This window comes from Shinella agrisoli (assembly GCF_046557955.1).
In the GTDB taxonomy this organism is placed as follows: Bacteria; Pseudomonadota; Alphaproteobacteria; order Rhizobiales; family Rhizobiaceae; genus Shinella.
In genome coordinates, this window is record NZ_JBJIEP010000036.1 from 19,226 (window position 1) to 33,747 (window position 14,522).

The 14,522-nt window shown below is 63.9% G+C and carries 16 protein-coding genes and 1 tRNA gene; 11 read left to right on the forward strand and 6 right to left on the reverse strand.

Annotated elements, in window-relative coordinates; translation table 11 throughout:
• Window positions 1–166 precede the first annotated feature (166 nt).
• Together ACIIOY_RS25080 and ACIIOY_RS25085 are read left to right on the forward strand one after the other, a co-directional pair.
• A complete protein-coding gene (locus ACIIOY_RS25080) occupies window positions 167–1,594 on the forward strand; it encodes a lipopolysaccharide biosynthesis protein (protein WP_411037404.1) in 1,428 nt (475 codons plus the stop codon).
• The gene (locus ACIIOY_RS25085; RefSeq protein WP_411037405.1) at window positions 1,584–2,855 is read left to right on the forward strand and encodes a GNAT family N-acetyltransferase; all 1,272 of its coding nucleotides are present in this window, start codon (window positions 1,584–1,586) and stop codon (window positions 2,853–2,855) included. The genes ACIIOY_RS25080 and ACIIOY_RS25085 overlap by 11 nt, the downstream gene beginning before the upstream one ends.
• Here the strand turns inward: ACIIOY_RS25085 and ACIIOY_RS25090 are convergent.
• Entirely contained in the window at window positions 2,852–4,495 is a 1,644-nt protein-coding gene (locus tag ACIIOY_RS25090) for an AMP-binding protein (protein ID WP_411037406.1), read from the reverse strand. The two genes, ACIIOY_RS25085 and ACIIOY_RS25090, sit on opposite strands and share 4 nt — an antisense overlap.
• Window positions 4,496–4,569: 74 nt before the next feature.
• Window positions 4,570–4,833, reverse strand: coding sequence for a BON domain-containing protein (locus tag ACIIOY_RS25095; protein ID WP_411037407.1), 264 nt, complete (start codon window positions 4,831–4,833; stop codon window positions 4,570–4,572).
• A 389-nt stretch (window positions 4,834–5,222) separates the two neighbouring features.
• Between ACIIOY_RS25095 and ACIIOY_RS25100 the strand changes: the two genes are divergently transcribed.
• Window positions 5,223–6,101: a methyltransferase domain-containing protein gene (locus ACIIOY_RS25100; RefSeq protein WP_411037408.1), complete on the forward strand. Its 879-nt coding sequence runs from the start codon at window positions 5,223–5,225 to the stop codon at window positions 6,099–6,101.
• 63 nt (window positions 6,102–6,164) lie between these two features.
• Entirely contained in the window at window positions 6,165–7,214 is a 1,050-nt protein-coding gene (locus tag ACIIOY_RS25105) for a hypothetical protein (RefSeq protein WP_411037409.1), read from the forward strand.
• Window positions 7,215–7,284: 70 nt separating this feature from the next.
• On the opposite strand, the gene ACIIOY_RS25110 is transcribed toward ACIIOY_RS25105, so the two are convergent.
• Window positions 7,285–7,369 (reverse strand) — tRNA-Leu (locus ACIIOY_RS25110).
• Between the two features lie 170 nt (window positions 7,370–7,539).
• Here ACIIOY_RS25110 and ACIIOY_RS25115 point away from each other — a divergent pair.
• Entirely contained in the window at window positions 7,540–8,049 is a 510-nt protein-coding gene (locus tag ACIIOY_RS25115; protein ID WP_411037410.1) for a disulfide bond formation protein B, read from the forward strand.
• Between the two features lie 64 nt (window positions 8,050–8,113).
• Here ACIIOY_RS25115 and ACIIOY_RS25120 read toward each other — a convergent pair whose 3' ends face one another.
• Together ACIIOY_RS25120 and ACIIOY_RS25125 are read right to left on the reverse strand one after the other, a co-directional pair.
• Window positions 8,114–8,671, reverse strand: coding sequence for an HNH endonuclease (locus tag ACIIOY_RS25120; RefSeq protein WP_411037411.1), 558 nt, complete (start codon window positions 8,669–8,671; stop codon window positions 8,114–8,116).
• Between the two features lie 104 nt (window positions 8,672–8,775).
• Window positions 8,776–9,426 (reverse strand): DNA-3-methyladenine glycosylase family protein, encoded by a 651-nt coding sequence (locus tag ACIIOY_RS25125; protein WP_411037412.1) that lies wholly within the window; start codon window positions 9,424–9,426, stop codon window positions 8,776–8,778.
• Window positions 9,427–9,550: 124 nt separating this feature from the next.
• On the opposite strand from ACIIOY_RS25125, the gene gluQRS reads away from it, so the two are divergent.
• Complete coding sequence (gene gluQRS, locus ACIIOY_RS25130; protein ID WP_411037413.1) at window positions 9,551–10,459, forward strand: tRNA glutamyl-Q(34) synthetase GluQRS; 909 nt, start codon at window positions 9,551–9,553, stop codon at window positions 10,457–10,459.
• On the opposite strand, the gene ACIIOY_RS25135 is transcribed toward gluQRS, so the two are convergent.
• The gene (locus tag ACIIOY_RS25135) at window positions 10,406–11,347 is read right to left on the reverse strand and encodes a YihY/virulence factor BrkB family protein (RefSeq protein WP_411037414.1); all 942 of its coding nucleotides are present in this window, start codon (window positions 11,345–11,347) and stop codon (window positions 10,406–10,408) included. The genes gluQRS and ACIIOY_RS25135 overlap by 54 nt on opposite strands.
• Window positions 11,348–11,446: 99 nt before the next feature.
• Between ACIIOY_RS25135 and ACIIOY_RS25140 the strand changes: the two genes are divergently transcribed.
• The 5 genes from ACIIOY_RS25140 to ACIIOY_RS25160 all read left to right on the forward strand — a co-directional run.
• Entirely contained in the window at window positions 11,447–12,295 is an 849-nt protein-coding gene (locus tag ACIIOY_RS25140; protein ID WP_411037415.1) for an SDR family oxidoreductase, read from the forward strand.
• 99 nt (window positions 12,296–12,394) lie between these two features.
• Window positions 12,395–12,595, forward strand: coding sequence for a twin transmembrane helix small protein (locus ACIIOY_RS25145; protein ID WP_411037416.1), 201 nt, complete (start codon window positions 12,395–12,397; stop codon window positions 12,593–12,595).
• Window positions 12,595–13,173 (forward strand): cob(I)yrinic acid a,c-diamide adenosyltransferase, encoded by a 579-nt coding sequence (locus ACIIOY_RS25150; RefSeq protein ID WP_411037417.1) that lies wholly within the window; start codon window positions 12,595–12,597, stop codon window positions 13,171–13,173. Before ACIIOY_RS25145 ends, ACIIOY_RS25150 begins: the two co-directional genes overlap by 1 nt.
• Before the next feature lie 85 nt (window positions 13,174–13,258).
• On the forward strand, window positions 13,259–14,044 hold the full coding sequence (locus tag ACIIOY_RS25155; RefSeq protein WP_411037418.1) for a rhomboid family intramembrane serine protease: 786 nt from the start codon (window positions 13,259–13,261) through the stop codon (window positions 14,042–14,044).
• Window positions 14,045–14,228: 184 nt separating this feature from the next.
• Window positions 14,229–14,522 (forward strand): electron transfer flavoprotein subunit beta/FixA family protein (locus ACIIOY_RS25160; RefSeq protein WP_411037419.1); only part of this gene is annotated, 294 nt, incomplete at its 3' end.

Consider the following 14,522-nt stretch of genomic DNA (forward strand, 5'->3'; position numbering starts at 1 on the left):
AGGGGAGGGCGGCGGGACCTCATCCCCTTCAGGTCTGGTAGCCGCCTTCGCGCGGCATTTTCCTTTGGCGGGAAGAGGCCTGCAACCGCGCCCAACCCTTTGTTAACCCTGATCTGACAAGACTGGCCTTCGTTCAGTTCTGCGTAGCGTTCGGGTTCCTGTGTTGATGGCGGTCATTCAGTCGGCGGAGAAGTTGCTGCCAGCAGGCCTGCGCGGCAGGGCGGAACCGCATCTGCGCGCCCTTGCCCTCGCGCTCGCTGGCGACGACCCGCGCAACCGCGCCCAGCGCATGGCGCTCATCACCTTCGCCATCCGTGTCGTCAGCGCCGCCATCGCCTTCATCTCGCAGATCATCCTGGCGCGCGTGATGGGCGAGTTCGAATATGGCATTTTCGTCTTCGTCTGGGCGCTCGTCGTCATCTGCGGCGACCTCTCCTGCCTCGGCTTCCACACCACCGTCGTGCGCTTCCTGCCGGATTACGCGGGCCGCAGCGCCCATGCGGAGATCCGCGGCCTCACCTCGACGGCCCGCGTCTTCGCCATCCTGTCCTCGACGGCGCTCGCGGCCCTTGGCTTTCTCATCCTCTGGTTCTTCCACGAAAGCTTTGCGGACTACTACGTCGTGCCGCTCTTCGTCGGCCTCTTCTGCATGCCGATGATCGCGCTCGGCGATGTGCTGGACAGCACGGCGCGTGCCCATAGCTGGGCCGTGGTGGCGTTGAGCCCCACCTATATCATCCGCCCGCTTCTGATCCTCGCCTTCATGGTGCTGGCGGTGTGGATGGATGCGCCGCATACGGCGCTGACCGCGATGGTCGCTGCGCTTGCGGCCACCTATCTCACCACGGTCTCGCAGTTCTTCAGTATCGTCTGGCGGCTCCGCAAGCGCTATGTCGCCGGCCCGCGCAAGGTGGAAATCTCCCTCTGGATCAAGACGGCCCTGCCGATCTTCGTCATCGAAGGCTTCGGCTTCCTGCTCACCAATTCCGATGTCATCGTCGTCGGCCTCTTTCTCGATCCGGAAAGCGTGGCGATCTATTTCGCGGCTGCGAAGACGATGGCGCTCGTGCATTTCGTCTTCTTTTCGGTGAAGGCGGCCGCTGCGCCCCGCTTCTCCGCTCTCTTCGCCTCGGGCGACCGCGTGGCGCTCGCGCGCTTTGCCGGCGAGACGGTGCGCTGGAGCTTCTGGCCGTCGCTCGCATTGGGCCTCGGCGTGCTCGCGCTCGGCCATTTCCTCCTGTCGCTGTTCGGCCCGGCCTTCACCGCGGGCCATGGCCTGATGGCCATCCTTCTTGCCGGCATCCTCGCCAAGGCGCTCGTCGGTCCCGGCGAAGTGCTGCTCACCATGTCCGGCGAACAGCGGCTCTGCGCCATCGTCTATGCCGTGGCGCTCGCGGCCAATGTCGGCCTCAACGTCACGCTCATTCCGCTCTTCGGCGTGACCGGCGCGGCGATCGCCACGGCCAGCGCCATGGTCGTCGAGGCGTTGCTCCTGCATCTCGTCGTCCGCGGAAAACTCTCGATCATTCTCTTCGCCTTCGCCAATCCGGTGAATGCAGGCCTCATCAACGGGATGGACCATCATGACCGATAGCCACGGCTTCGACCATGCGATTGCGGCAGGACGCGCCCAGGCCGCTATCCCGCCGGCCGCCCCGCTCGCGCAGCCGCCGGCCGACCTGCGCATCGCCGTCGGCCGTCCGGGCCGCACGCTGGCTCTCTACCCGGCGACGGCCGGCTACGAGTTGCAGCAGGAGCTCGATTTCCTGTCGAACCGCGTCATGGAGCCGAACGTCTTCTTCACCGGCCGCTTCCTTGCGCCCGCCATGCCGCGGCTCGAAGACCGCACCGTGCGCCTCTCCGTCATCCGCGACGAGAGCGGCGGACGCAGCCGCATGCGGTTCCTGATGCCCTTCTCCATCGAAAAGCCGGGCTTTTCCATCGGCTCGAGCATCCTGCGGGCCTGGTCGAACCCGTTCGGCCCGCTCGGCACGCCGCTTGTCGATGCCGAGGAGGCTGCCGAAACGCTGGACAGCCTGCTGGAGGCGCTCGGGAGCACCGGGAGCGGCCTGCCGCCGATCCTCGTCCTGCCGGACCTTCGCCTCAACGGTCCCTTCGCGCAGCTTGTGCGCGCCGTCGCGATCGGCCGGAACCTGCCGGTCACGGTCACCGACGTCTATCGCCGGCCGATGCTGGAAAGCCTGCTTGACGGCCAGACCTACCTGCAGAAGGCCATATCGCCCGAGCATTTCCGCGAGCTGCGCCGGCAATGGCGCAAGCTCGACCAGCTCGGGGCGCTCAGCTACAACGTCGCCCGCCAGCCGGCCGACATCCGTCTTCGCATGGAGGAGTTCCTGCTGCTCGAGGCTGCCGGCTGGAAAGGCCGGAGCCGCACGGCGATGATCAACGACCGCTACCGTGCCGCCTTCGCCCGCGAGGCGATCACCAATCTTGCGGAAACCGACGGCGTGCGCATCCACACGCTCGATCTCGACGGCCGCGCCATCGCGTCCATGGTCGTCTTCCTGGCCGGCGGCGAGGCCTATACGTGGAAGACGGCCTACGACGAGGACTATGCGAAATATTCGCCGGGTAAACTGCTCGTGGCGGAACTGACCGAGTGGCACCTCGATGATGCCAATATCGCCCGCTCGGATTCATGCGCGGTACCCGACCATCCGGTGATGAGCCGCTTCTGGGAGGAACGCGAAGACATGGGCACGCTCGTCATCGGCCTGCAGCAGAACCGCGACCGCGACGTGCGGCAGGTTGCGACCCAACTCCACCTCTACCGCAATACCCGCAACGTGGCGCGGCTGCTGCGCGAGAAGATCAGGTCGCTGGCCCGCCGTTAGGCGGCGAAAGGGGTTTCCTCGGCAGCGCGCTTGCGCAGCAGGTGGCGGATGACCTTGCCGGAGGTCGTCAGCGGCAGGGAGTCGACGAAATCGACCTCGCGCGGATATTCGTGCATGGAGAGCCGCGATTTCACCCATTCGCGAATATCGTCGGCAAGCGCTTGCGAGGGGATGTGGCCCGGGCGCAGCACCACATAGGCCTTGACGATCTCGGTGCGCACCGGGTCCGGCTTGCCGACGGCAGCGGTAAGCTGCACCGCCGGATGGCCGGCAAGGCAATCCTCGATCTCGCTCGGGCCGATCCGGTAGCCTGAGGAGGTAATGACGTCGTCATCGCGGCCGAAGAAGGTGACGTAGCCTTCCTCATCCATCCGGCCGAGGTCGCCGGTCGTCATCCAGTCGCCGATGAATTTTTCCGCCGTCGCCTTCTCGTTCCTCCAGTAGCCGAGGAACATGACGGGGTCCGGCCGCTTCACCGCAACCTGGCCCACCGTGCCGCGGGGCACTTCCTTGCCCTGCGAATCGATGATCGCAACCACATGCCCGGGCACGGGTTTGCCGATCGGCCCCGGTCGCGATACGCCGAGCTTGCCGATCGAGCCCAGCACGATGTTGCACTCGGTCTGGCCGTAGAATTCGTTGATGGTGATGCCGAGCGTATCACGCACCCATTCCCAGGTCTCGCGGCCGAGCGATTCGCCCGCCGAGCCGATGGTCCGCAGGTTGAGCCGGTATTTTTCGCGAGGCCTTGCGATCCCCTTCATCAGTCTGAGCGCCGTCGGCGGAATGAAGGCGTTGCGCACGTCCATGTCCTGCATGATGCGATAGGCCATGTCCGGATCGAATTTCTGGCCGGGAGAGGAGACGACGGGAACGCCGAGCAGGAGCGCGGGCAGTAGCACGTTCAGCAAGCCGCCCGCCCAGGCCCAGTCCGACGGTGTCCAGATGCGGTCTCCCGGTTGCGGCAGGAATTCATGATGCATCTGGAAGCCGGGCACATGGCCGAGCAGCACGCGATGGCCGTGCAGCGCGCCCTTCGGCGGCCCGGTGGTGCCGGAGGTATAGATCATCATTGCCGGATCGTCCGGGCCGCTGTCGACGGCCTCGAAGGGGCCGGCGTGCCGGGCGACGAGGTCCTGGAAGGATTTGGCGTCGGCCTCCTCGTCCGGTTCGGTCGTCACCGTCAGCTTGAGCGTCGGAAGCTCGGACCGGACCGGCCGCAGGCGCTCCAGCCCGAAGCGGTTCGTCACGATCGCCTTCGCCTCGGCATTCTTCAGCCGGAAGAGCAGGGCATCCGCGCCGAAGAGCAAAGCAAGCGGCAGGGCGATGGCGCCGAGCTTGTAGATCGCCACATGGGCGATGACCGTCTCGAAACCCTGCGGCAGGAGGATGGCGACGCGGTCGCCTTTGCGCACGCCCTCTGCCGCGAGCGCCGCGGCAAAGGCGTCGGAGCGGGCAGAAAGCTCGCCGTAGGTCAGGGAAAGCGGCGGAGCATCCGGAAGGAAATGCTGGAGACAGATGCGGCCGGGCTCGCGCGCGGCCCAGGCGTCGGAGACGGCAGTGCCTATGTTGAACCTGTCCGGTATCTGCCAGCGGAAATCCCCGTACAGCGCGTCATAGGTCGATCTCTCGGCGAGCATCCGGCATCACTCCAGTTTGCTGCACTGCACCTAGCATTCCGGAGGGGTGACGGCAATGGCGGCTTTTCGTAGCGTCAGAGCCAGGAGAGCCGGTTGTCGACCTCGCTGACCTCCTTGACCGAGGCGGCGATGGCCGTCGCGCGTTCCGCCTCTTGCGGGGAATTGACGCTGCCGGACAATACGATCCGCGTACCCTCGCAGGTCACGGTTATATCCGATGCGTCGACGTCGCCAGCCACCGAAAGCGCGTCCGCCACGGCCGTTTCCAGCCAGGCGGGATGCGGGCCGTCGAAATGCTCGGGCGGTTCGCCCTTGAAGGTACCTTCCTTGAACACCATGGCTCGCTCCCTTGGCTGGTTTGGCGGAAAACGCAGAACCAGTGGATTTGTTTCGCTATAGTACCATGCGGGACGCATACCGGTTTCGCGATATGACGAAGCCGAGCGGTCGAGACCCAAGAGCGTGCGTATCGCTCTCGGGTCCCCCTTCACAGCCGCATCCGGGGGTGTCTGCAACTGCAATCCCTAAAATGCGGCTCTGCAAAATTTGTTCCTGCTAAAATGATGTTTGCGCCTGTGTTTAATCAAGGAAGTGAGCCATATCCAAGCATCCGCGCGAAAGAGCCTAATTTCTTCGGAATAACGGCTCCAGCACGGCGCAGCCCCACTAACGACTTGATCGAAGGTCCGTTAGCGCTTAGCACGAGGCATAGACATGGAAGACCGGAATGATAGCGCGGCTGCTCAAATTGCTGGAAGCGAGATACAAGGGCGTCACGCGATCGGCCCAGAACCTTATCCCCCAACGAGATATGACGGCAGAGGATGAAGCCATTCTCTTGGAGAAACTTGACTTTTCTTTCATAGCTGCCGCCGAGAACATAAGGATCATGTCCCACTTTACGGCCAAAAGCCGGGAGGAATTCGCGCGCAAGACAAACTCGATGGTGCTCTACCTGCCGGAGGAGGCGCTTCTTATCAAGCGCCTCGAAGAGGAGGCGGTCTTACGGGCGGCCCCCGCGGGCTATGACCTGAAATTCCTGAACGGGCTTAACATAGGTTGTGGGGACCGCAGGATCAGCCGCTACATCACGCCAGTCGACATCATGCGCGAAAGCCAGTCGGGCAGCGCGAGCGGCGAGCATCATGCCTTTCTCGACGATGCATTCTTGGCGAACCCCGAAGATCTGCCTTTCAAGCCGGAAAGTCTCGACTATATCGTCGCGCTCCACATGCTGGAGCACGTATCGAATCCGATGGAGATCCTGCGCTATTGGGGAACGCTTCTGAAGCCCGGCGGCGGCATCGGGCTCATTTTGCCCAATTACGAATATACATGGAATGCACGCGGCGACGCGAGCCAGTTCGGACACAAGTGGAACACGAACGCCGATATCTTCCGCAAGCTCTATGAGCGAGACCTGAAAGAACAGTTTGTTATGGAGCAGATCGCCACGCTGCAGTACCGGATCAGTTTCGACGTCGTTCTGCGCAAACCCGGTGAGTTCCGTCCCTTCCAGATATCGAATGCGACGAGTACGCATTCCGGCGCCCAGCTTGCCCATATGGGCGCGATGATAAGCGACGCGCTCGACAATCCGGGTTAATCTGCTGCAAGTGGCAATGAAGGCTTCCTGATACGATCGCAGCGACATGAGGCAAAGGTCCGGATGTATTTCAACGTCTATACTGATTCCGGTTCCGTAATTGAGGGCTACCTTATCCCGGACGGTTTCTCCGCAAAGCCGGAGATCGTTGTTCGTTGCGAGGGCAGTACGTTCGGGCCGCTCCCCTGCGACGTCTTTCTCTCCGGCCCCTATGACCACAAGCATCACGAGACCGGCATCGTCGGCTTCAGGCTGGATGAGGAAAAGATACCGGGCCTTGCGGGCGCGAAAGACATAGAGATTGCCGACGCCGAAAGCGGCTTCATAATCTACAGGCGCCTGCTGCCCGCAGTTCATATTCGCAAACGTATCTTCCGCCTCGAAACCCAGTTCGCACCGCATCAGGAGTTTGACCGAAGCCTGAAGCCGTATTTCCAGTTCTACGCCGCCGGCGCGGAAAAGTACGGAAGCGAAACCGTCCGGCAGATGCTTGAAATCGTCAACCAGCCGTCGACCTATGTCAGCGGACGGGTGATGTTGAAGAGTGTCCAGCAGTATTTCACGCAGGATACGATCCGAATAACGTCCATTCGCGATCCGTTTTACGAACTGGCAATTCGCCTGGGGTCGATCTCCGTCTTCAAGCGCCGCCGCCTGTCATTCGTCTCGGAGCGGGACGAGATCCTTTTCGAACCGGCAATGGCCTATTTCGCCGATACGAACCTTACCGACTACGACGCGGTCAGGCAGAAGATCAGGTCCGCTCCGAAAGACATCCTTGCGCTCTTCGAGTCCCCGTTCACGCACCAGCTCGTCGCCGCAAGCCCCACCGATAAAGTATCCCGCGACGGCGTCTCGGCAGCCTTGGATGCGCTGTCGCAGTTCACCGTCTTCAGCGCCAACGAGAAGGATGCGCAGCTGGCGATCGATGTTGCGGAACTGCTTGGAGTCGACGAGACGGCCATCTCGTTCTCCCCGGTTCGCTCTCCGTTCCTGGAACTCGCGGACGTCCTGCGGGAAATCAAAATTCTGGAACATGTTCTCGAAAACGACCTGATCCTCTTCTACTTCATCAGGAAGGCGGAGAGTCGTGCCCTAAGAGGGGCCATATAGGGGAGATGCGCGGCTAACGGGGGCGTTGCTGCCTTGAGCGACGATCCGAGAGGGGATTCTCAAGTCGAAATGGTGCCCCATGCCGGAATCGAACCAGCACTCCTTTCGGAACTCGATTTTGAGTCGAGCGCGTCTACCAGTTCCGCCAATGGGGCACGGTACTTTCAACCATCGCCGTTTACACGATGCGCCGACGGGCGGCAACCGGCAAATCGGTGACGGAACACGATCACTTATCCGTGCGATGCATTTACAATGCCGTGCCACCTGATAGAACTCGGCGCCGTTCGGCCGGCATGTTTCCCGGCCCGATTGGACGATCCTGATGACGGCATATCTCGACCTCTCACGCAAGGCATCCGCAGGCCTTCTTTCGCTCGGCATGGCGGCGACCGTGGGCGGTGCGCTCGCCTTCGAGCATATCGGCGGCTACATTCCCTGCGCGCTCTGCCTGCTGCAGCGCGATCCCTATTATTACGGCATTCCGGTCGCCGTCGCGGCCCTCCTTTCCGCCATTTTCGGCGGGCCGGCCTGGCTCACGCGCCTCCTGCTTGCCGTCGCCGGCATCCTCATGCTCGTCGGCGCCGGCATGGGCATCTATCATGCGGGCGTCGAATGGGCCTTCTGGGAGGGGCCGGCGACCTGCGCGACGTCGGCGCAGGGCGTGACGCAGAATGCCGGCGACCTGCTCGCCGATCTCAATGCCAAGCATGGCCCATCATGCACGCAGGCACCTTTCCGTTTCCTCGGCCTCTCCTTCGCCGGCTGGAACGTGATCGCAAGCCTCATCCTCGCCGCGATCGCCTTTTCGGGCGCGCGCTCGGCGAAAGCTTGATGTCCGCAGCCTTGTCGCGGTGCGTGCCGTTGCAAAACCGTTTCGCGGTTCTGGACGACAGGCTTCAGGGCTGCAGTTCGACGTCCCAGTAGAGATAGTCCATCCAGCTTTCGTGCAGATAGTTGGGTGGAAACAGTCGCCCGTTGTTGTGCAGATCCTGAACCGTCGGCTGGTAGGGCTTCTGATGCGGGAACATGCCCGCCTGCTTCGGCAGCTTGCTGCCTTTTCTCAGATTGCACGGGGAGCAGGCCGCGACCACGTTGCACCAGGTCGTCTCGCCGCCGTGGGCGCGGGGGATGACGTGGTCGAAGGTCAGGTCGTCCGGCGACCCGCAGTACTGGCATTCGAACTTGTCGCGCAGGAAAACGTTGAACCGGGTGAAGGCCGGGTGGCGTGTGGGCTGCACGTAGGTTTTCAGGCACACGACGCTCGGCAGGCGCATCGTGAAGCTGGGGGAGGAAACCGAATGGTCGTATTCGGCGATGATGTTTACGCGGTCTAGAAACACGGCCTTGATCGCGTCCTGCCAGGACCAGAGCGACAAGGGATAATAACTCAGCGGCCTGTAGTCAGCATTCAGTACAAGGGCTGGCAGGGCCTGTGGTGAAACAGAAATCGTCAAGGGCGTCTCCTGAGCGATTCGGCATCTGCCCTTCTATATTAGGCCCGTTGTTACAGCATTGTGAAGCGGGAAAGGAAAAGCGAAAACAAGGTATTTCGTCAGAATCAGCCTTCCAGCACCGGAACCACCTCGCGGCGCATTTCCCGCGCGTAATAGGCCCAGAACAGCCGGGCCGAGACGCCGCGCCAGGGCGACCAGCTCTCGGCGATGCGGTCGAGTTCCTGGGGGCTCGGCCGCACGGCAAGGCCCAGGGCATGCGCGACGGCGTTTTGCAGCGCGATGTCGCCGGACGGGAAGATGTCGGGATGGCCGCCGCAGAAGAGCAGGTAGACATCCGCCGTCCAGCGGCCGATGCCCTTGATCGTGGTCAGCTTGCGGATCGCGGCGGCCGCCTCCATGTCGCAGACGGCATCGAGATCGAGTTCGCCGCGGTCGACGGCTTCGGCCGCGCGGCGCAGCGTCTCCGCCTTGGCCCGCGACAGCCCGACGGCGCGGCAGCGCTCGTCGGAAAGGTCGAGGATATGGTGGGGCGTGATGTCGCCTGCAGCCTCCTCCAGCCGGCGCCATATCGCATCGGCGCTCGCGCGCGAGACCATCTGGGCGACGATGATGCCGGCAAGGCCGCGGTAGCCGGGCGGGAGGCGGCGCAACGGCACATGACCGGCCTTGTCGATGACCGTGAACAGGCGTGCGTCGAGCAGGGCGAGGTCGACGAGACCCGCCGCGACGTCCGCATCCGTCCTGATCATGTGCAATCGCATTGTCCCGACCGGCCCTTGCGCTTATGCATGTTGCGCAAAAGTGTGCAGCGGTTTTGCGGTTACAACATGCGAGAAATCAACGTGTGACGCGATACGCCTCTTGGTGCCAGAAGACCTCATGCAAAGTCCTTTGTCAAAAAAACGTGTCTTTCGTTTCGCGCCGAGCCCGAACGGCCTTTTGCATCTCGGCCATGCGCTTTCGGCGATTCTGAACCACGACCTTGCCGCGGCCTTCGGCGGCCGGTTCCTGCTGCGCATGGAAGACATCGATCCCGCTCGCTCGCGACCCGAATTCGAAGCGGCGATCTACCGCGATCTCGCCTGGCTCGGGCTTGACTGGGAAAGGCCGGTACGCCGCCAGTCGGAGCATCTTGCCTTTTACGGCGAGGCGCTGGAGCGCCTCAAGGCGATGGGCGTGCTCTATCCGGGGTTCCTGAGCCGCGGCGAGGTGAAGGCGCGGGTCCAGGTGCACGAGGCGGCAGGCGGCACCTGGCCGCGCGATCCGGACGGCGCGCCGCTCTATCCGACCGAGGAGCGCACGTTCGACCGGGACCGGGCGCTCGCCTGGATCGCGGCGGGACGGCAGCATGCCTGGCGGCTCGACATGGACAAGGCCCGTGCGCTCGTACCGCAGGTGCTTGAATGGTCCGAGGCGGGGGCGGGGCCGCAGGGCGAGACGGGCATCGTGACGGCCAGGCCGGAGCGCTGGGGCGATGTCATCCTCTCGCGGCCGGATGCGCCGGCGAGCTACCATGTCGCCGTGGTGCTCGACGATGCGGAGCAGGGCGTCACGGACGTCGTGCGCGGGCAGGATCTTTTCCATGCGACGGCGGTGCATCGCCTCCTGCAAAGCCTGCTCGGCCTGCCGGCGCCCGTCTATACCCATCATGGCCTGGTGCCGGGGCCGGACGGGCGGAAGCTCTCCAAGAGCAACCAGGACACCGGGATCGCCGCCTATCGGCAAAAGGGCGTCTCACCTGCCGGTATTCGCGCCCTGCTCGCGGGCTATGGCTTCGTCCTCCATTGAGACCTCCTCGACGACCGGCTTCTTCACACCGCGCACCCGGTCGAGGATCAGGTGCTTGACGCGGTATTTCATCAGCGCGGCGTTGATCTCCGCGCCGATGATGAAGATCGCCCCGACGATGTAGAGAAAGACCAACGCGATCATGATCGAGGCGAGGCCCGCATAGGTCGAGACATAATTGGCGAAGGTGGCGAGATAGGAGGCGAAGGCATAGGCGCCGATGCCCCAGGCGAGCAGCGTCAGCAGGATGCCCGGCAGCACGTCGGCGATCTTGCGGCGGCCGGCCGGCAGCCAAAGATGGGCGATCAGCAGGCCGACGAGCAGCACCAGGACGGTGCCGAAGAGGCCCCAGCTCTCCACCCAGGAATAGACATAGGCAAGCCAGGGCAGCCAATCCCCCGTTGCCCGCACGGCAAGGGGCGCGGCGACGAGCACGATGCTGATGACGGCGAGCGCCAGGACGCCGGCGATGACGAAGCCGAGGCTCGCAAGACGGGTGACGTACCAGTAGCGCGTCTCGGCCACCCGGTAGGCGCGGTTGAGCGAGACGCGCAGCGCCTCCACGCCGTTCGAGGCGAAATAGGCGGCGGCGAGCACCGAGACCGTCAGCAGGCCGCCGCGTGGAATGGTGAGCACGGCGACGACCTCGCGGGAGATGGGCTCGGCGATCGATTCCGGCCAGGTGTCGAAGATGAGATGCACGGCGGTTTCGGCGAACTGCTCCGCGCCGAGGAAGGAGCCGAGCGCCGTGCCGAAGATCAGGAAAGGGAAGATGGCCAGCAGCGTCGACAGGGCGACGTGGCTCGCCATCGCCCAGCCGTCGTCCTCGGAGAAGTGCCAGATCGCGTCGAAGACGACCTTGTAGGCAATGCGGATGGCGGTCGGCATCGGCAATGTCCAGTTCCTTCGCGGCCGTCGCCGGCCGTCTCTCATTGTCTGCTGGTCGTGAATATGGGAAACGGTTGCAGATTTGTACAGGAAACCGCCATGTCTTCTCCAAGCACGACCGCTCCGCCGAGCATCATCGTCACCGGCTGCTCTTCAGGCATCGGTGCCTATTGCGCCCGCGCGCTGAAGGCGGAGGGCTGGCGCGTCTTCGCCACGGTGCGGCGAAGGGAGGACCTGGCACCGCTCGAAGCCGAGGGCATCGAGGCCCTGCAGATGGATTACACCAAGCCGGAAACAATCGCGGCCGTCGCCGAGACGGTGCTGGAGCGGACGGGCGGGCGGCTCGATGCGCTCTTCAACAACGGCGCCTACGGTCAGGCGGGCGCCGTCGAGGACCTGCCGGTCGAGGCGCTGCGCCTGCAGTTCGAGACGAATGTCTTCGGCTGGCACGACCTGACGCGCCGGGTGATCCCGGTGATGCGCAGGCAGGGCCATGGCCGCATCGTGCAATGCTCGTCGATCCTCGGCATCGTGCCCTATCGCTGGCGCGGCGCCTACAATGCCTCGAAATTCGCGCTCGAAGGCCTGTCGCTGACGCTGCGCATGGAGCTTGCCGGCTCGGGCGTGCATGTCAGCCTCATCGAGCCGGGGCCGATCGCCTCGCGCTTCACGGCCAACGCCATCGCGCATATCGAGCGGCATATCGACCTCGAAAACTCCGTGCATGCGGAGGAATATCGCCGGCAGATGCGGCGCCTGCGCGGCGAATCGAAGCCGGCGCGCGGCAAGCTCGGGCCGGAGGCGGTGCATGCCGTCCTGCGTCACGCGTTGACGGCGAAGGCGCCGCGGCCGCATTATATCGTGACGACGCCGGCCAGGCAGGGCGCGCTGCTCAAGAAGCTGCTGCCCGCCTCGCTCTTCTACCGGATCATCGGCAGGCTCGGCTGACGCGGCGCGGCGCCGCAGGCCCTGCGCCTGAAAATGCGTGCTATTTGCGCCGAATTCCCTATTTGAATAGGGCTGACAAAAATCAAACCGGATGTTCGCATGTCTTCCTTCCTCACCTTCATGACCCTGCTCGTCATGGGCCTCGTCGCCATCGTGCTCGTGCGCGGTCTCGTCAACATGGCCAAGGGCGGCAGCGGCAACACCTCGAACAAGCTGATGCAGCTTCGCGTGCTCTTGCAGGCGATCGCCATCGTCCTCATCATGCTGACCCTCTGGATCACGGGCGGCGGGCGCGGGTGATGGTCAAGCTCAACAAGATCTATACGCGCACGGGCGACGACGGCACGACCGGCCTCGTCGCGGGGCCGCGCCGCAAGAAGCACGACCTTCGCGTGGAGGCCTATGGGGAGGTGGACGAGGCGAATTCCTGCATCGGCCTCGTGCGCCAGCAGCTTGCCGACCATCCGGCGCTCGACCGCATGCTGATGCGCATCCAGAACGACCTGTTCGACCTCGGCGCGGACCTCGCGACGCCCGATACCGGACGCAAGCTTGAATACGAGCCGCTCCGCATCGTCCAGGCGCAGGTCGACCGGCTGGAACGGGAGATCGACCAGCTCAATGCGGATCTGGAGCCGCTGCGTTCTTTCGTGCTGCCGGGCGGCACGCCGGCTGCTGCAGCGCTGCACCTGGCACGCACCGTCACGCGCCGGGCCGAGCGGCGGATCGTCGCCTTGCAGGAAAGCGCGGGAGAGGCGGTATCGGCCGCGGCTGTCGCCTATGTCAACCGGCTCTCCGATTTCCTCTTCGTCGCAGCGCGCTGGGTGAACGACAAGGGCCGCACGGACATATTGTGGGTTCCGGGGCAGAACAGGTAAGCTTGCCCTGGGCAAGTTCCAGTAAAGGTGCGCAGCGATTTGCGTCCGGAACTGCGCCAGAAATGCCGGGCCGGGAAGGGAATCCATGTTCATACCGCTGCATGACGCGAACTCCCTGAAATACATCAAGGTACAATATGTCACGATCAGCCTGATCGTGGTCAACGTCGCCGTCTGGCTGGTCACGGGGCTTGCCTCGACGCAGGCCTTTTCCGACGCGGCCGTGGTCGGCCTCGGCTACATTCCGGCCGTGGTCTTCGATTTCGCCGACCTGGAGCCGAGCCTGATCCTGGTGCCGGAGGACGCGACCTACATCACCTATGCGTTCCTGCACGGCGATTTCATGCATCTTGCCTCCAACATGCTGTTCCTCTGGGTGTTCGGCGACAATGTCGAGGACGCGCTCGGGCATTTCCGCTTCCTCCTCTTCTATCTCGTCTGCGCGGCGGCCGGCGCGCTGGTGCACGGCCTCGTGCAGCCGGATTCGGAGGCGCCGCTGATCGGCGCGTCGGGCGCGATCTCGGGCGTGGTGGCGGCCTATTTCCTGCTGCATCCCAAGGTGCGCGTCTGGGTGCTGGTGTTCTTCCGCATTCCCCTTCCGCTGCCGGCGGTCATTCCGCTCGCCTTCTGGATCGCCCAGCAGTTCTACATGCTGGTGGTCGACGGCGACAGCGGCGTCTCGTGGGGCGCCCATGTCGGCGGCATCGTCGCCGGCGCGATCCTCGTCGTCTTCCTGCGGCGGCGCGGCGTGCCGCTGTTCGACCGCACCATCGTGACGCCGAAGGCCGTGCGGCATGCGGAGGCGGCGCCGGTTCCCGTCGAGGAGGCGGCTTCGCGTCCCTCCGTTCCGCCCACCCATTGGGGGCGATGACCGCATCGTGGCAAGAAAATTGACGTGGACGTAAAGGTAATTTATAAGCCTTTCGTTTTCAGGTGGGGAGGAACCCGTGGCGCATTGTAATTGGGGAAAAAACGCGTATCGATGTCGCCAACCGACAATCAGGGCGCCCCTGAAAGGCGCATTTTCCCTCGCGGGCAGATGAAGGAAGGAACCGATGAAGATCCTCGTACCAGTCAAGCGTGTTGTCGACTACAACGTAAAGATCCGAGTGAAGTCGGACGGCTCGGGTGTCGAGCTTTCGAATGTGAAGATGTCGATGAACCCGTTCGACGAGATCTCGGTTGAGGAGGCGCTTCGCCTGAAGGAGGCGGGCAAGGCGGATGAGGTGGTGGTGGTGTCGATCGGCCCTGCCAAGGCCGAGGAGACGCTGCGGACGGCGCTCGCGATGGGCGCGGACCGGGCGGTGCTGGTGGAGACGGACGATGCCGTCGAGCCGCTGGCGGTGGCC